Source organism: Pseudomonas sp. NPDC087358, from assembly GCF_044900785.1.
In the GTDB taxonomy this organism is placed as follows: Bacteria; Pseudomonadota; Gammaproteobacteria; order Pseudomonadales; family Pseudomonadaceae; genus Aquipseudomonas.
The window spans coordinates 62,589-78,817 of the sequence record NZ_JBJDOA010000021.1; the positions used below are offsets into that span (position 1 = coordinate 62,589).

The following is a 16,229-nucleotide window of genomic DNA, read 5'->3' on the forward strand; positions in this document are numbered from 1 at the left end:
GGCGCTCGTCTCTTAGTGAACCAGCATGCCGGTTAACCAGTACGCCTGGATGTAGGTGATGCAGCCGACGATGGTGGCGAAGAAGATGCTGTGCTTGAGGGTGAAGCGGAACAGGTCCGACTCTTTGCCGACAAGCCCGGTCGCAGCGCAAGCCACCGCGATCGATTGTGGAGAGATCATCTTGCCGGTCACACCACCGCTGGAGTTAGCGGCGACCATCAGCACATCACTGACGCCCAGCTGGTGCGCAGTGGTCGCTTGCAGCGAGCCAAACAGCGCGTTGGACGAGGTGTCGGAACCGGTCAGAAACACGCCCAGCCAACCGAGGAAGGGCGAGAAGAACGGGAAGGCCGCACCCGTACCTGCCAGCACCAACGCCAGTGTCGAAGACATGCCCGAGTAGTTCATGACGAAGGCAAACGCCAGCACCATGCCGATGGACACGATGGCCCAGCGCAGTTCGATCAGCGTCTCTTTGAAAGTGGTAATACCAGTTTTGGCACCGATACGCAGCACGATCATGGCCAGAATGGCCGAGACCAGAATGGCGCTACCGGATGCCGCCAGCAGGTCGAACTTGTACACCGCCGGCATCGCTGTCGCGTTCGCCACGATCGGCGCGCCTTTCATGACCAGTTGATCCAAATGCGGCACCGGGAAGTTCATGGTCAGGGACTGCAACGGCCCGCCAGCGGCGAACAGCGCCTTGAACGGCTTCAGGGTCCAGATGGTCACGATGATGGTCAGGATCAGGAACGGTGACCAGGCCTTGATGATGGTGCCGCCGGAGTACGGAGACTTCTTGGTGGTGCGTGGCTGACCGAAGCCGCCAGGACCGCCGCCCATCACCGCAGCGCCACCGCTGGTGCTCGCGACCTGGGTGTCGGCTGCGCGAGCCGGTTGCCAGACTTTCAGGAAGAAGGTCAGGGAGACCAGGCTGACCAGTGCCGAGGTGATGTCAGGCAGTTCCGGGCCGATGTAGTTGGACGTCAGGAACTGCACGATGGCGAAGCTGCCGCCGGCGACGAGCGCTGCGGGCCAGGTTTCTTTGACGCCTTTGAGGCCGTCCATCATGAACATCAGCCAGAACGGTACGAACACCGACAGCAACGGCAGTTGCCGGCCCGCCATGGCGCCGATCTTGAACGCGTCGATGCCCGAGACCTGGCCTGCCACGATGATCGGGATGCCCAACGCGCCGAATGCCACCGGCGCGGTGTTGGCGATCAGGCACAGGCCGGCCGCATACAGCGGATTGAGGCCCAGGCCCACCAGCAATGCCGCGGTGATTGCTACCGGAGCGCCGAAGCCTGCCGCGCCTTCCAGGAAAGCGCCGAAGCAGAAGCCGATCAGCAAGACCTGCAAGCGTTGGTCATCGGTGATCGACATGACCGAGCTGCGGATGATCTCGAACTGGCCGCTCTTGACCGTCAGCTTATAGAGGAATACCGCCGCGACGATGATCCATGCGATGGGCCACAGGCCGTAGAGGAAGCCGTAGACCGCCGAGGCGACCGCCATGTCCGCGGGCATCTGAAAGGCGAAGATCGCGATCAGAACGGCAAGCAGCAAGGTGATGGCACCTGCAACGTGACCCTTGAGCCGGAAAACCGCCAGGGCGAGGAAGAAGAACACGATTGGAACGATTGCGACGAGAGCCGAAAGGCCCAGGCTGCCGAGAGGTGTGTAGAGCTGTTGCCAGGTTTGCATGTAGGAGGCCCCTTATTTGTTTTTGGTTAGGCCCGGTGTCCATGTCTTACGTGCGCGGCTCCTGCAGGTGACGGTTGTTATCCCATCGTCCTGCCGGCGCTGACGAACGAGTCGCACAGCTCACCAGCTCAGGTGTTTCGCCGTCGCGAATCGCCCGCAGCGTGTCGTGGAGGATGACCACTAGTCGCTGGCATTCATAAATTGGTAATACCAATTTACAATGTCTTGGCGCTAGGTTAAAAGCCTCGTGTGGGTGTGTCAATTTAAGGCGCTAAAACTTTCGTCGCAGTGCTTGGGGTTTATCCCTGAATCGGCGTTTTGACGTGAATCTGCCGCGTGAATGTCTGATCACAATCAGCGAGAATATGCGCCCCCCGCTGTATGGCAGCCGGGGTAGCCGGGGATGTGGAGTGGAGGGGTATGGGCTTTGATCAGGTGCGTCAGCGCCGCTTGTCTGACGATATCGTCGAACAGCTTGAAAGAATGATCCTGGAGGGCACGCTCAGAGCCGGTGGACGTCTGCCGGCCGAGCGCGCGCTGGCCGAGCAGTTCGGCGTGTCGCGCCCGTCCCTGCGCGAAGCCATTCAGAAACTCACCGCCAAGGGCCTGTTGGTCAGTCGCCAGGGCGGCGGCAATTACGTGGTGGAGAACCTCGGTTCGACCTTCAGCGACCCGTTGCTGCACTTGCTGGAAAGCAGTCCCGAGGCGCAGCGTGACCTGCTGGAATTTCGCCACACGCTGGAGGCCTCATGCGCGTACTACGCGGCCATCCGCGCGACCGATGTCGACCGCACGCGCCTTCGCGAGGCGTTCGATGCCTTGCAGGATTGCTACAGCCGGGTCGATGAGGTGAGCCGTGCCGAAGAGGGCACCGCCGACGCCAACTTTCACCTGGCTATTGCCGAGGCCAGCCATAACGCCGTCCTGCTGCACACCATTCGCGGGCTGTTCGATCTGCTGCGGCGCAACGTGGTGACCAACATCGGCGGCATGTACAAACAACGCTCGGAGACCCGCGACATGCTGATCGATCAGCATCGCGAGTTGTACATGGCGATCATTGAAGGTCGAGCGGACGATGCTCGGGAGGTCTCCAGTCGGCATCTGCTCTACGTGCAGGAAGTCCTGGAGGAAGTGCGCCAGCAGGTGCAGCGCACGGCGCGGGCCGAGCGGCGTAACGGGATGTAATAAAACCTGTAGGCGTGAGCTTGCTCGCGATGGGCCGCGACAGGCGAGAGATGTCTATCGTCTGATACAGCCCATCGCGAGCAGGCTCACGCCCAAGGCCTTGCTGGCAGCCAGACTCGATCAGTCTTCCTTGCCCTTGTTGCGCACCGCGCGTTGCAGCTCGCGATTGGAGTCGCGCTCGCGCTCGGTGTCGCGCTTGTCGTATTCCTTCTTGCCTTTGCCCAGAGCGATCTCGCACTTGATCAAGTGCTGCTTCCAGTAAAGGGAAAGGGCCACGCAGGCATAGCCTTTCTGCTGCACGGACGTCGTCAGCTTTTCGAGCTCGCGCTGATTGAGCAGCAATTTACGCGTGCGGGTCGGATCAGCGATGACATGCGTACTGGCGGTCGTCAGCGGCGAGATATGGCTACCCATCAGCCAGGCCTCACCGTCCTTGAGCAGCACGTAACTGTCTACCAGCTGCACCTTGTTGGCACGCAGGCTTTTTACTTCCCAGCCAGCCAGGACCAGACCGGCCTCGAACTTGTGTTCGATGAAGTAATCGTGTCGCGCCTTTTTATTTTGCGCGATGGTCCCTGTGGGATGTTTCTTGAGCTTAGCCATAGGCGACGCATTATAGGGATCAACGGTGCTCTCGGCTACGGTCAAGCTGTGTGCTTGAGCACGTTGAGTGAATCCCGGACAATGCGCGATCTTTTTTGCGTGTTGGACGTGTCAACGATGTCGACGGACAAGGTTTCGGTTCACGGGAGTTGGGCGAGTCGCTGGGTGTTCATCCTGGCGGCCACAGGCTCGGCCGTGGGGTTGGGCAGTATATGGAAATTCCCCTACATGGTCGGCGTCTACGGCGGCGGCGCGTTCGTGCTGGTGTTCCTGGCGTGCATCGCCCTGATCGGTATTCCGGTGATGATGGCTGAAACCCTGATCGGCCGTCGCGCCCGTCAGAGCCCGGCCAATGCCCTGAAGGTGCTGGCGCGCGAAGCCGGCCACTCGGGCAAGTGGTCATGGGGTGCCTTCGCCGGGATGATCACCGCCCTGCTGATCCTGTCTTTTTACAGCGTCGTCGGCGGCTGGTCGCTGGAATACATCATCGATGTCGGCAAGGGCGATTTCCAGGCCGTCACGCCTGATGGAGTGGGCGCATTTTTCGGCGAGTTGATTGCCGATCCGTGGCGGCTGGTGGCCTGGCACACGCTGTTCATGCTGTTGTCGGCGATCACCATCGCCAAGGGTGTCAACGCAGGGCTTGAGCGCAGCCTGCGGATCCTGATGCCGTTGCTGTTCGTGCTGATGGTGATCTTGCTGGGCTACAGCCTGACCACCGGGCACTTCATGGAAGGCGTGCACTTCATGTTCGACTTCAAGCCCGAACAGATCATGGAGGGCCTGCTGCCAGCCATGGGTCACGCGTTCTTCTCGCTGAGCGTGGGTGTCGGCTCGATCATGATCTACGGCGCCTACATGACCAAGGAGGCGTCCATCAGCGCCACGGTGGTCGGCGTGGCCTTGCTCGATACCTTCGTTTCGCTGCTGGCGGGCCTGGCGCTGTTCCCGATTGTCTTCGCTGCCGGGCTGAACCCCAGCGAGGGTCCGGGACTGATGTTCGTCACCTTACCTTACGCATTTGGTAACGTAGCCTTCGGTACCGTGATGGGCGTGGTGTTTTTCATCCTCGTTGCAGTGGCGGCATGGAGCTCGGCGATCTCGCTGCTGGAGCCGATGGTTGCCTACCTGGTGGAGCGCACGAAAGTGCGCCGCGGATGGGTAACGTTCTGGCTGTCGTTCATCTGTTGGTTCGTGGGTCTGGGGACGGTGTTCTCGTTCAACATCTGGAAGCAGGCCAAATTTTTCGTGAACGAAGGCGGCGCGTTTCACCTCTACCAGTGGGGCGCAACGGCAGGGCTGGATTTCTTTGGCGTGATTGATTTCTTCACGTCCCGGATCATGCTGCCGCTGGGTGGATTGTGCTTTGTGATTTTCGCAGGTTGGGTGATGGGCCGTGAGGCAGTGCGCGACGAGTTGTTGGTGCGCAGTCCGGTGCTGTTCGCTCTGACGTTCTTTTTGATGCGCTATGTGGCGCCGATCGGCATTCTGATTGTCTTTGCCGCTCAGCTTTGGAAATGACGCTGACATGACTACGCATATTCAACGTTCGGCCCTGTTGCCGTATCCCGCTCAGGCTTTATATGACCTGGTCAACGATGTGTCCCGCTACTCGGAATTTCTGCCCTGGTGCTCCGGGGCCACAATCCTGGATCAGGGTGAGACCTCCATGCGGGCTCGGGTGGAGATCGCCAAAGGCGGCCTGAGCCAGCATTTCGTTACGCGCAATATTCTGACGCCCGGTCAGACCATCGAGATGAATCTTGAAGAAGGCCCGTTCAGTCAGTTGCACGGTGTCTGGACGTTCAAGGCGCTGAGCGACAAGGCCTGCAAGATCAGCCTGGATCTGTCGTTCGACTACTCCGGCCCTATCGTGCGCGCAACCCTGGGGCCCTTGTTCAACCAGGCAGCCAACACCCTGGTCGATGCCTTTTGCCAGCGAGCCAAAGAGCTGCATGGCTGAGACGATGATCAGCGTGGAAGTGGTGTACGCCGCTGTCGACCGACAAGCGCTACTCACGCTCAAGGTCCCGGTGGGCACTACCGTGTTTGCTGCCATGCAGGCTTCAGGCATTGCCCAGCGCTTTGCCGATCTGGATCTGGATCACTGCACGGTGGGCATCTTCGGCAAGGTCGTCAGCGATCCACAGCAGCGTCGACTGGATGACGGCGACCGAGTCGAGATCTACCGACCGCTGCTGGCCGATCCAAAAGAGGTTCGCCGCTTGCGGGCGGAGAAAGCCGCGAAGATGAAAAAAGAGCGCAAACCGATTTAAATTTTCGATGGCCTCGATTGATAGGCGTAAAAAAACCCGGCATTGCCGGGTTTTTTTATGGGTGCGTTTTTCGGGATCAGCGTGGATTGGTATCCAGCGGTTCCTGAGTCGGCACTGGAACGGTCTCGACTTTGTCGACGTCGTTCTGGATCTGCTCGAGCAGTGAGCCTGGTTTAGGCGGCTGTTCTTTTTTCGGCTGCTCCCCAGTGTTCTCGGGGGTCGTAGTGGTGTCGCTGCTCTTGCCGAGGATCGCCTCGTCGCGGCTCACACCCGGTTTGAAGTCACCGGAAAGGCTCGCCAGCTGATCGCTGCCGTTGAACAGCAGGCTGATGCGTTCCTGTTGGCGTTCGCCGCCACCTGGCTGCAGGCTGTACAGATAGTCCCAGCGCTCAGGGTGGAAGGTGTCGGTCAACAACGGGTTGCCCATGATAAACCTTACTTGCCGACGGGTCATTCCGGGGCGTAACTGGTCTATCATGTCTTGCGTGACGACATTGCCCTGTTGGATGTCGATTTTATAAACCCCGGGGAATGAACAACCGGCGAGTGCGAGCAGTCCCACGAAGGTGAAACTGGTTAGCAAGAGCTTGGTGTTTTGCATCGGTGGGCGACTTCCACTATCTTGGCTGGGACAACGTAAACCCCGATCATACCTGCATTAAGAGAAGCTGCGAAGCAGCGTCTGCGAGAAAGCTGACCATGGTTGAAAATAGCGAACTACGCAAAGCTGGACTTAAAGTGACCCTGCCACGGGTCAAGATCCTTCAAATGCTCGACTCTGCAGAGCAGCGCCACATGAGCGCGGAGGACGTCTACAAGGCGCTTATGGAGGCCAACGAAGACGTCGGTCTGGCGACGGTTTACCGTGTTTTGACTCAGTTCGAAGCAGCCGGATTGGTGGTTCGCCACAACTTCGACGGCGGTCACGCCGTATTCGAACTGGCGGATGGAGGCCACCACGACCATATGGTCAACGTGGAATCCGGTGAGGTGATCGAGTTCTTCGACGAAGAAATCGAGAAGCTGCAGAAAGCCATTGTGGTCAAGCACGGCTTCGAGCTGGTGGATCACAATCTGGTTCTCTACGTACGCAAGAAAAAGGCGTAAGTCTTTTTTTGATACAAAACAAAGGCGACCTTAGGGTCGCCTTTGTTGGTTTCAGCATCTGGGATAAGGCACGAACGTTGATGGAGATGCCGATTTTTCTGTAGCAGCACAGCTTGCCGGCGGTGGCGTCCTTGAATCGCCAGCGCCAGCAAGCCGTGCTGCTACACGAGGGTGCTATGACTTGGCTGCCACCACCATCTTCTTCGCATGGGCCAGCGATTCTTTGGTCAGGTCGATGCCGCCAAGCATCCGGGCAACCTCTTCTACGCGCTCGTTCTTGCTGAGCTTGGAGACAGCGGTACGTGTGGCTTGTTCGTCGCGCACTTTGTGCACGAACAAGTGCTGATGCCCTTGAGCTGCGACCTGCGGCAAGTGAGTAACGGTCATTACTTGCCCGCGCTCACCCAGCCTGCGCAGCAATTGGCCGACGATCTCTGCGGTAGGGCCGCCGATGCCGACATCCACTTCGTCGAAGACCAGCGTTGGCACGCGTGAGGTCTGAGCAGTGATGACCTGAATCGCCAGGCTGATGCGCGACAGCTCGCCACCGGAGGCTACCTTTGCCAGTGCCTTGAGCGGCTGTCCGGGGTTGGCGCTGACCAGTAACTCGACCTGCTCCAGACCATTGGGCGACAGCTCTTTGTCCACGTTCTGGCGCAACTCGATATTGAAGCGTCCGCCGGGCATGCCCAGGCGCTGTATTTCATGTTCTACCGAATGTGCGAGTTCCGGCGCCGCGCGGTGGCGCAAATCACTCAGCTCACGCGCCTTTTCCTGATAGTGGCGGGCGTATGACGCCACCTCGTGTTCCAGGCGTTCGACGGCCTCGTCATTGGCATTGAGCGTTTCGATTTCGTCCAGCAGCTTCTGATGCAGCGCCGGGACTTCGTTCGGTTGCACGCGATGCTTGCGAGCCAATGTATAGATCGTGTCCAGGCGCTCTTCGATCTGCTGCAGCCGCGCTGGGTCAGCTTCGAAGCGGTCGAGGAAACGATTGATTTCGCCGACGGCCTCTTCAACCTGAATCTGAGCGCTGGAGAGCAGGTTGGTGGCCTCGTTCAAGGCGTCCGGCGAGTTGTTCACGCTGCTCAGGCGGTTGAGGCTGGCGGTCAGGGCATTCAGCGCATTGCCCGAATCGCTTTCACTGCACAGCTCCACCACTTGTCGACAGATGCCGAGCAGGCTTTCGGCATTGGTCAGGGTCGTGTGCTCCTGCTCCAGCTGCTGAAGCTCGTTTTCGCCCAGGCTCAAGCCTTCCAGCTCTTCAAGCTGGTAACTCAAAAGCTGATGCTTGGCACGCTGCTCGTCACCTGAATTGGCCAGGCGCTCGAGCTCCTGGCGAGTCTGGCGCCAGCGCTGAGCCGCCAAGTGGACCTGGCGGGCAAGCTCGGTGGCGCCTGCGTATTCGTCCAGCAAGCGGCGATGAGTGTCGGTCTTGAGCAGCGATTGGTGTTCGTGCTGGCTGTGAATGTCGATCAGCAACTCACCCAGGGCTTTCAAGTCACCTTGAGGGCAGGGCGTGCCATTTATATACGCACGGGAGCGCCCTTCGGCAGTGATCACCCGCCGCAGGATGCATGGACCATCGGTTTCCAGATCGCGCTCTTGCAGCCAGACACGAGCTTCGGGGATATCCGATACATCGAATGTCGCCAGGATGTCGGCCTTGTCGGCGCCCGGCCTTACTACGCCGCTGTCGGCACGATCGCCCAGGGTAAGGCCCAGCGCGTCGAGCATGATCGACTTGCCCGCACCTGTTTCCCCGGTGATGACGCTCATGCCGCGATCCAGTTCAAGATCGAGGTGTTCAACGATGGCGTAGTTATGTATGGACAGGTGCACCAGCATATGGGCGGCTCCCAAGCGATTTGTCTGGTTATTTATACAGTGTTTTGCTTCGGCCTGACAATGCCCCGCTTTAGCTCGATTTGGCAGGTTGCTCTGGATTTTTAGCACCAATGCCGGAATTTGGCAGGCCGGCCGCAGCGCAATCATGTCGGAAAATTTGTAGGGCTATTCACCCCAACCTGCAACCAAACCCCTTGAAGCCGAAAATTACGACCCCATATAGCCGGGCAGAAGCGTGAGTTCAGCTCACGGACGTAATGAGAAGGAGAGAACGATGGCTGACGAACAGAACCCGGATTCGCAAACTCAGGATCAGGCTGCTGACGCGGCGACTTCCAGGGAAGATTTGGTAACTCGCGTGCAAGTGCTGGAAGAGCAACTGGCTGCAGCACAGGACCAGTCTCTGCGTGTCGCTGCGGATCTGCAGAACGTCCGCCGCCGCGCCGAGCAAGATGTAGAGAAAGCGCACAAGTTCGCGCTGGAGAAGTTCGCTGGCGATTTGCTGCCGATCGTGGACAGCCTTGAGCGTGGTCTGGACCTGTCCAACCCGGATGACGAAAACATCCGGCCGATGCGTGAAGGTATCGAGCTGACCCTGAAAATGTTTGGCGACACGCTCAAGCGTTATCAGCTGGAGACCATCGACCCGCATGGCCAGCCGTTCAACGCCGAGCACCACCAGGCGATGGCGATGCAGGAAAGCGCGGACGTCGAGCCCAACAGCGTGCTCAAGGTGTTTCAGAAGGGTTACCAGCTCAACGGTCGCCTGCTGCGCCCGGCCATGGTCGTGGTCAGCAAGGCACCGTCGCCTGTTGCGCCGTCAATTGACGAACAGGCTTGAAATCAGCTGAGTGGCCCCCATTTACAGGCCATGCGTTTAAAGAATTACCGCAATTTGTAAACGCAGTTGCGGCAACCTAATTAAAGTTTCGGGAGATTCAAAGATGGGCAAGATTATCGGTATCGACCTGGGGACCACCAACTCCTGCGTCTCGGTTCTGGAAAACGGCAAGGCCAAGGTTATCGAGAACGCTGAAGGCGCTCGTACCACCCCGTCGATCATTGCTTACGCCAACGACGGCGAAATCCTGGTCGGCCAGTCGGCCAAGCGTCAAGCAGTGACCAACCCGCACAACACCCTGTACGCGGTAAAGCGTCTGATTGGTCGTAAGTTCGACGAAGAAGTCGTACAGAAAGACATCAAAATGGTCCCTTACAAGATCGCCAAGGCTGACAACGGTGACGCCTGGGTCGAAGTGAACGGCCAGAAAATGTCGCCGCCACAGATTTCGGCTGAAATCCTGAAGAAAATGAAGAAGACCGCCGAAGACTACCTCGGTGAGTCCGTAACCGAAGCTGTAATCACCGTTCCGGCTTACTTCAACGACAGCCAGCGTCAGGCGACCAAAGACGCCGGCCGTATCGCGGGTCTGGACGTCAAGCGCATCATCAACGAACCGACCGCAGCTGCTCTGGCTTACGGTATGGACAAGGCCAAGGGCGATCACACGGTCATCGTTTATGACCTGGGTGGCGGTACCTTCGACGTTTCGGTCATTGAAATCGCTGAAGTCGACGGTGAGCACCAGTTCGAAGTGTTGGCCACCAACGGCGACACCTTCCTGGGTGGTGAAGACTTCGACATTCGTCTGATCGACTACCTGGTTGACGAATTCAAGAAAGAAAGCGGCATGAACCTCAAGGGTGACCCGCTGGCCATGCAGCGTCTGAAAGAAGCTGCGGAAAAAGCCAAGATCGAGCTGTCCTCCAGCCTGCAGACCGACGTCAACCTGCCGTACATCACTGCAGACGCGACCGGTCCGAAGCACTTGAACGTGAAAATTTCCCGCGCCAAGCTTGAGTCGCTGGTTGAAGATCTGGTTCAGCGCACCATCGAACCTTGCCGCATCGCGCTGAAGGATTCGGGTATCGACGTTGGCGCGATCAACGACGTGATCCTGGTCGGCGGTCAGACCCGTATGCCAATGGTGCAGAAGGCTGTCACCGATTTCTTCGGCAAAGAAGCGCGCAAGGACGTCAACCCTGACGAAGCAGTTGCCATGGGTGCAGCGATCCAGGGTGCGGTACTGGCCGGTGACGTCAAAGACGTGCTGCTGCTGGACGTCAGCCCGCTGACCCTGGGTATCGAAACCATGGGCGGCGTGATGACCGCGCTGATCGAGAAAAACACCACGATTCCAACCAAGAAATCGCAAGTGTTCTCGACTGCCGACGACAATCAGGGCGCCGTGACCATTCACGTACTGCAAGGTGAGCGCAAGCAAGCTGCGCAGAACAAGTCACTGGGCAAGTTCGACCTGGCCGAGATTCCACCAGCGCCACGTGGCGTGCCGCAAATTGAAGTGACCTTCGACATCGACGCCAACGGCATTCTGCACGTAGGCGCCAAGGACAAGGCCACCGGCAAGACTCAGTCGATCGTGATCAAGGCCAACTCCGGTCTGTCCGAGGAAGAGATTCAGCAGATGATTCGCGATGCTGAAACCAACGCCGATGAAGACCGCAAGTTCGAAGAGCTGGCCGCTGCCCGCAACCAGGGTGATGCACTGGTTCACTCGACGCGCAAAATGGTAACGGACGCTGGCGACAAGGTTACGGCCGAAGAGAAGACCGCTATCGAAGCAGCAGTGGTCGCTCTGGAAGCTGCGGTCAAGGGCGACGACAAGGCTGCCATCGACGCCAAAGTCGAAGAGTTGTCGAAAGTCTCCGCGCCGGTTGCTCAGAAGATGTACGCCGAGCAGGCAGAAAAGCCTGAGGCCGGTGCTCAGCCTGCTCACGAAGAGGGCAAGGCAGCTGACGACGTGGTCGACGCCGAGTTCGAAGAAGTCAAAGATCACAAGTGACACGCCATAAAAAGGCGCAGGCTCGCTTGATCGCCGGTTGACCGCTTTCGGGTGGTCGCTGGTAGGATGTCGCCGCGCGGGAGCTTGCTCCCGCGTTGGCGTATCTGGAATATGCGAAATTCTAGGGGCTTGCGCGTTTTGCGCGCGGGCCTGGTGGCAAAGCCGCAAGCTCCTGCGACCGGCTTGTTCTGCCGCTTATATCGGTCGATCAAAGGCCGTTGAACCAAGACCAGGATCGTTGAATTGACGTGAGTTGGGTCCGGGCCTGAAAGGGGCTCAACGAGTTCGGCAAGCTCAGGAGGGTTATGTCGGACGTCCTCAAGAGTGCAGAAAACTTATGTCAAAGCGTGACTATTACGAAGTATTGGGGGTGGAGCGGGGCTCCAGCGAGGCGGACCTGAAAAAGGCGTACCGTCGTCTCGCGATGAAGTATCACCCTGACCGCAATCCCGGCGACAAAGCCTCGGAAGATGCATTCAAGGAAGCCAACGAGGCTTACGAAGTGCTGTCCGATGCCAGCAAGCGTGCTGCCTATGATCAATACGGCCATGCCGGTGTGGATCAAGGCATGGGGGGTGGCGGTGCCGGGTTTGGCAACGCGAACTTCTCCGACATTTTCGGCGATGTCTTCAGCGACTTTTTCGGTGGCGGCCGTGCTGGCGGCGGTGGTCGTGGCGGCGCTCAGCGCGGCAGTGACCTGCGCTATACGCTGGAACTGAACCTCGAAGAGGCTGTGCGCGGGACTACCGTCAGCATTCGCGTGCCGACTCTGGTCAACTGCAAACCGTGCGACGGCAGTGGCGCCAAGAAGGGTTCCGCTCCGGTGACCTGCCCGACTTGCGGCGGTATCGGCCAGGTGCGCATGCAGCAAGGCTTCTTCTCTGTGCAGCAGACGTGCCCACGTTGCCACGGCAACGGCAAAATCATTTCCGACCCTTGTGATTCCTGTCATGGCGAAGGCCGTGTCGAGGAATACAAGACGTTGTCGGTCAAGGTTCCTGCAGGCGTGGATACCGGCGATCGCATCCGCCTTTCGGGTGAGGGTGAAGCCGGTGTTCAGGGTGGTCCGACGGGCGACCTGTACGTGGTGATCAATGTCCGCGAACACGCGATTTTCCAGCGCGATGGCAAGCATCTGTATTGCGAAGTGCCGATCAGCTTTACCGACGCAGCACTGGGTGGCGAGCTGGAAGTCCCGACCCTGGACGGCCGCGTCAAGCTGAAGATTCCCGAAGGCACCCAGACCGGCAAGCAGTTCCGTCTGCGCGGCAAAGGCGTTGCCCCGGTCCGTGGTGGCGGGGCGGGCGACCTGATGTGTCGCGTTGCGGTAGAAACGCCGGTCAACCTTGGACGTCGTCAGCGCGAGCTGCTCGAAGAGTTCCGTGCCTCTCTTGAAGGCGACAGCTCTCACTCCCCCAAGGCCAGCGGTTGGTTCGAAGGCGTGAAGCGTTTCTTCGGCGATCTCTAAGGAGCAGGGCATGCGACGTATTGCTGTGATGGGCGCTGCCGGGCGCATGGGCAGGAATCTGGTCGAGGCTGTTCAGGAGCGCGCACCGCTGGCGGGCCTGACAGCCGCCGTCGTGCGGCCGGGCAGCACCATGATCGGCGCTGATGCTGGCGAGCTGGCTTCGCTGGGGCGCATTGGCGTGCAGCTGACCGGCAATCTTGAGCAGGTGGCCGACGAATTCGATGTCCTGATCGACTTCACGTTGCCCGACGTCATGCTGAAGAACCTGGCCTTCTGCCGTAAGGCCGGCAAGGCCATGGTCATCGGTACCACGGGCTTGAGTGTCGAGCACAAGCACCTGCTGCTGGAGGCGAGCAGGGAAATCCCGATCGTCTTCGCGTCCAACTTCAGTGTCGGTGTCAATCTGTCCTTCAAGCTGCTGGAGCTGGCGGCGCGGGTGATGGGCGAGGACTCGGACATCGAGATCATCGAGGCGCATCACCGTAACAAGGTCGACGCCCCATCGGGTACTGCGGTCAGCATGGGTGAGGTCATCGCCAGGACCTTGGGTCGTGATCTGAACGAGGTCGCGGTCTATGGTCGTGAAGGCCATACCGGTGTGCGTGAGCGCGACACCATCGGGTTTGCCACCGTGCGCGGGGGTGATGTGGTGGGTGATCATACGGTGCTGTTCGCGGCCGAGGGCGAGCGTCTGGAGATCACGCACAAGGCGTCCAGTCGCATGACGTTTGCCAAAGGCGCTGTGCGAGCGGCGCTATGGCTTGATGGCAAGGGGCCTGGCCTGTACGACATGCAGGACGTGCTAGGTCTGCACTGATCAAGCGTTCTGACGAGCGACAATGCGGGCAGAAAGGGTGTTTTACCTGTATCCTGCCCGCAGTTTTACACCGCCACGCGATGTCCTGTCGCATTCCCCTGCCTTTAAGGCGTTTTAGCGGTGGATTAAAAAAGCCTTTTTCTGTAAGCTACAGCTTTAGTGTGTCCACTAAAAGCGCGCAGATAATTCGATGAAAAAAGCGGGGTGACGTGTCTATACGTCATTCCGCTTTTTTACAACCTGCGATCGCCCTTTCAGGCTTTATTACGGGAGGTCTTCTTGACTAAGCCAGCCATACTCGCCCTTGCTGATGGCAGCATTTTTCGCGGCGAAGCCATTGGAGCCGACGGTCAAACCGTTGGTGAGGTGGTGTTCAACACCGCAATGACCGGCTATCAGGAAATCCTTACCGATCCTTCCTATGCCCAGCAAATCGTCACCCTGACTTACCCCCACATTGGCAATACGGGCACCACGCCTGAAGACGCTGAATCCGACCGCGTATGGTCGGCAGGTCTGGTCATTCGCGATCTGCCGCTGGTAGCGAGCAATTGGCGTAACAAGATGTCCCTTGACGACTATCTGAAGGCCAACAACGTGGTTGCCATTGCCGGCATCGACACCCGCCGCCTGACCCGCATCCTGCGTGAGAAAGGTGCGCAGAACGGCTGCATCATGGCCGGCGACAACATTTCCGAAGAAGCAGCCATTGCAGCAGCGCGTGGTTTTCCGGGCCTCAAAGGCATGGATCTGGCGAAAGAAGTCAGCACCAAGAAGCGCTACGAATGGCGTTCCAGCGTCTGGAACCTGGCAACCGACAGTCATCCGGAAATCGCTGCTGCCGAGCTGCCATACAACGTTGTCGCCTACGACTACGGTGTAAAGACCAACATTCTGCGCATGCTGGTCGAGCGCGGTTGCCGTGTGACCGTGGTGCCTGCCCAGACCCCTGCCAGCGAAGTGCTCGCACTCAATCCTGATGGCGTGTTCCTGTCCAACGGCCCTGGTGATCCAGAGCCTTGCGATTACGCGATCCAGGCCATCAAGGATGTGCTGCAGACCGAGATTCCGGTATTTGGTATCTGCCTGGGTCACCAGCTGCTGGCTCTGGCCTCTGGCGCCAAGACCGTCAAGATGGGTCATGGTCACCACGGTGCCAACCACCCGGTCCAGGATCTGGACACCGGCGTGGTCATGATCACCAGCCAGAACCACGGTTTCGCGGTAGACGAAAGCACCTTGCCGGGTAACGTCCGGGCTATCCACAAGTCGCTGTTCGACGGCACTCTGCAGGGTATCGAGCGCACCGACAAAGAAGCGTTCAGCTTCCAGGGTCACCCTGAGGCGAGCCCGGGTCCCAACGACGTCGCGCCGCTGTTTGATCGCTTCATCACGGCCATGGCCAAGCGCCGCTAAGGCTGACTTGCGACTGTAGCGAGCAGGTGCCTGTGGCGGGCCGGATACGTCCGATGCCCCGCCTGGCACCTCAGAGAATGTTCAAGACGGCTTGCCGACTGACACAGGATTCGAGTGACAACCCATGCCAAAACGTACAGACATTAAAAGCATCCTGATTCTTGGCGCTGGCCCGATCGTGATCGGCCAGGCCTGCGAATTCGACTACTCCGGCGCCCAGGCTTGTAAAGCACTGCGCGAAGAGGGTTACCGCGTCATCCTGGTGAACTCCAACCCGGCCACCATCATGACCGACCCGGCCATGGCCGACGCCACCTACATCGAGCCGATCAAGTGGGCGACTGTCGCCAAGATCATCGAGAAGGAGCGCCCGGACGCGCTGCTGCCGACCATGGGTGGCCAGACCGCCCTGAACTGCGCACTGGACCTGGAGCGCGAAGGCATTCTGGAGAAGTTCGGCGTAGAAATGATCGGCGCCAACGCCGACACCATCGACAAGGCTGAAGACCGTTCGCGTTTCGACAAGGCGATGAAATCCATCGGCCTGGCCTGCCCGCGTTCCGGCATCGCCCACACCATGGAAGAAGCCAACGCAGTCCTCGAGACGCTGGGCTTCCCGTGCATCATCCGTCCGTCCTTCACCATGGGCGGCACCGGTGGCGGTATCGCTTACAACCGTGAAGAATTCGAAGAAATCTGCGCCCGCGGCCTGGACCTGTCTCCGACCAAAGAGCTGCTGATCGACGAATCGCTGATCGGCTGGAAAGAATATGAAATGGAAGTTGTCCGCGACAAAAAGGACAACTGCATCATCGTCTGCTCCATCGAGAACTTCGACCCGAAGGGCGTGCACACCGGTGACTCGATCACCGTTTCACCGGCTCAGACCCTCACCGACAAGGAATACCAGATCCTGCGTAACACCTCTCTGG

14 protein-coding genes and 1 pseudogene are annotated in these 16,229 nt (G+C 59.1%); 11 read left to right on the forward strand and 4 right to left on the reverse strand.

The window, feature by feature from the left end:
* Nucleotides 1–12 precede the first annotated feature (12 nt).
* Entirely contained in the window at nt 13–1,710 is a 1,698-nt protein-coding gene (locus tag ACI2KS_RS28850; protein WP_404624435.1) for a lactate permease LctP family transporter, read from the reverse strand.
* A gap of 420 nt (nt 1,711–2,130) precedes the next feature.
* Here ACI2KS_RS28850 and ACI2KS_RS28855 point away from each other — a divergent pair, with 420 nt between their 5' ends.
* Nucleotides 2,131–2,898: a GntR family transcriptional regulator gene (locus ACI2KS_RS28855; RefSeq protein WP_404624436.1), complete on the forward strand. Its 768-nt coding sequence runs from the start codon at nt 2,131–2,133 to the stop codon at nt 2,896–2,898.
* Between the two features lie 120 nt (nt 2,899–3,018).
* Here ACI2KS_RS28855 and smpB read toward each other — a convergent pair whose 3' ends face one another.
* On the reverse strand, nt 3,019–3,501 hold the full coding sequence (gene smpB, locus ACI2KS_RS28860) for an SsrA-binding protein SmpB (protein WP_404624437.1): 483 nt from the start codon (nt 3,499–3,501) through the stop codon (nt 3,019–3,021).
* 117 nt (nt 3,502–3,618) lie between these two features.
* Between smpB and ACI2KS_RS28865 the strand changes: the two genes are divergently transcribed.
* From ACI2KS_RS28865 to ACI2KS_RS28875, 3 genes are read left to right on the forward strand one after another with little or no spacing between them, the layout of a single operon-like run.
* Nucleotides 3,619–5,022: a sodium-dependent transporter gene (locus ACI2KS_RS28865; protein ID WP_404624438.1), complete on the forward strand. Its 1,404-nt coding sequence runs from the start codon at nt 3,619–3,621 to the stop codon at nt 5,020–5,022.
* A 7-nt stretch (nt 5,023–5,029) separates the two neighbouring features.
* Nucleotides 5,030–5,464: a type II toxin-antitoxin system RatA family toxin gene (locus ACI2KS_RS28870; protein WP_404624439.1), complete on the forward strand. Its 435-nt coding sequence runs from the start codon at nt 5,030–5,032 to the stop codon at nt 5,462–5,464.
* Entirely contained in the window at nt 5,457–5,777 is a 321-nt protein-coding gene (locus ACI2KS_RS28875; protein ID WP_404624440.1) for an RnfH family protein, read from the forward strand. The genes ACI2KS_RS28870 and ACI2KS_RS28875 overlap by 8 nt, the downstream gene beginning before the upstream one ends.
* Nucleotides 5,778–5,853: 76 nt before the next feature.
* Here ACI2KS_RS28875 and ACI2KS_RS28880 read toward each other — a convergent pair whose 3' ends face one another.
* A complete protein-coding gene (locus ACI2KS_RS28880; protein ID WP_404624441.1) occupies nt 5,854–6,378 on the reverse strand; it encodes an outer membrane protein assembly factor BamE in 525 nt (174 codons plus the stop codon).
* Nucleotides 6,379–6,476: 98 nt separating this feature from the next.
* Here ACI2KS_RS28880 and fur point away from each other — a divergent pair, with 98 nt between their 5' ends.
* A complete protein-coding gene (fur, locus tag ACI2KS_RS28885) occupies nt 6,477–6,884 on the forward strand; it encodes a ferric iron uptake transcriptional regulator (RefSeq protein WP_110951407.1) in 408 nt (135 codons plus the stop codon).
* Between the two features lie 174 nt (nt 6,885–7,058).
* On the opposite strand, the gene recN is transcribed toward fur, so the two are convergent.
* Entirely contained in the window at nt 7,059–8,732 is a 1,674-nt protein-coding gene (gene recN / locus ACI2KS_RS28890) for a DNA repair protein RecN (protein ID WP_404624442.1), read from the reverse strand.
* A gap of 235 nt (nt 8,733–8,967) precedes the next feature.
* Here recN and grpE point away from each other — a divergent pair, with 235 nt between their 5' ends.
* The 6 genes and pseudogenes from grpE to carB form a co-directional block, all read left to right on the forward strand.
* On the forward strand, nt 8,968–9,573 hold the full coding sequence (gene grpE, locus ACI2KS_RS28895; protein WP_404624443.1) for a nucleotide exchange factor GrpE: 606 nt from the start codon (nt 8,968–8,970) through the stop codon (nt 9,571–9,573).
* A 103-nt stretch (nt 9,574–9,676) separates the two neighbouring features.
* Nucleotides 9,677–11,596, forward strand: a complete 1,920-nt coding sequence (dnaK, locus tag ACI2KS_RS28900; RefSeq protein WP_404624444.1) for a molecular chaperone DnaK — start codon at nt 9,677–9,679, stop codon at nt 11,594–11,596.
* A 337-nt stretch (nt 11,597–11,933) separates the two neighbouring features.
* Complete coding sequence (dnaJ, locus tag ACI2KS_RS28905) at nt 11,934–13,064, forward strand: molecular chaperone DnaJ (protein ID WP_404624445.1); 1,131 nt, start codon at nt 11,934–11,936, stop codon at nt 13,062–13,064.
* 10 nt (nt 13,065–13,074) lie between these two features.
* The gene (dapB, locus tag ACI2KS_RS28910; RefSeq protein ID WP_404624446.1) at nt 13,075–13,881 is read left to right on the forward strand and encodes a 4-hydroxy-tetrahydrodipicolinate reductase; all 807 of its coding nucleotides are present in this window, start codon (nt 13,075–13,077) and stop codon (nt 13,879–13,881) included.
* 279 nt (nt 13,882–14,160) lie between these two features.
* A complete protein-coding gene (gene carA, locus ACI2KS_RS28915) occupies nt 14,161–15,297 on the forward strand; it encodes a glutamine-hydrolyzing carbamoyl-phosphate synthase small subunit (RefSeq protein WP_404624447.1) in 1,137 nt (378 codons plus the stop codon).
* Nucleotides 15,298–15,421: 124 nt separating this feature from the next.
* Nucleotides 15,422–16,229 (forward strand): annotated as a pseudogene (carB, locus tag ACI2KS_RS28920) (carbamoyl phosphate synthase large subunit); the annotation flags it as partial.

Coding starts and splice junctions, on each gene's coding strand:
- ACI2KS_RS28850 (WP_404624435.1), bottom strand. CDS start 1,710: ATGCAAACCTGGCAACAGCTCTACACACCTCTCGGCAGCCTGGGCCTT.
- ACI2KS_RS28855 (WP_404624436.1), top strand. CDS start 2,131: ATGGGCTTTGATCAGGTGCGTCAGCGCCGCTTGTCTGACGATATCGTC.
- smpB (WP_404624437.1), bottom strand. CDS start 3,501: ATGGCTAAGCTCAAGAAACATCCCACAGGGACCATCGCGCAAAATAAA.
- ACI2KS_RS28865 (WP_404624438.1), top strand. CDS start 3,619: ATGTCGACGGACAAGGTTTCGGTTCACGGGAGTTGGGCGAGTCGCTGG.
- ACI2KS_RS28870 (WP_404624439.1), top strand. CDS start 5,030: ATGACTACGCATATTCAACGTTCGGCCCTGTTGCCGTATCCCGCTCAG.
- ACI2KS_RS28875 (WP_404624440.1), top strand. CDS start 5,457: ATGGCTGAGACGATGATCAGCGTGGAAGTGGTGTACGCCGCTGTCGAC.
- ACI2KS_RS28880 (WP_404624441.1), bottom strand. CDS start 6,378: ATGCAAAACACCAAGCTCTTGCTAACCAGTTTCACCTTCGTGGGACTG.
- fur (WP_110951407.1), top strand. CDS start 6,477: ATGGTTGAAAATAGCGAACTACGCAAAGCTGGACTTAAAGTGACCCTG.
- recN (WP_404624442.1), bottom strand. CDS start 8,732: ATGCTGGTGCACCTGTCCATACATAACTACGCCATCGTTGAACACCTC.
- dnaK (WP_404624444.1), top strand. CDS start 9,677: ATGGGCAAGATTATCGGTATCGACCTGGGGACCACCAACTCCTGCGTC.
- dnaJ (WP_404624445.1), top strand. CDS start 11,934: ATGTCAAAGCGTGACTATTACGAAGTATTGGGGGTGGAGCGGGGCTCC.
- dapB (WP_404624446.1), top strand. CDS start 13,075: ATGCGACGTATTGCTGTGATGGGCGCTGCCGGGCGCATGGGCAGGAAT.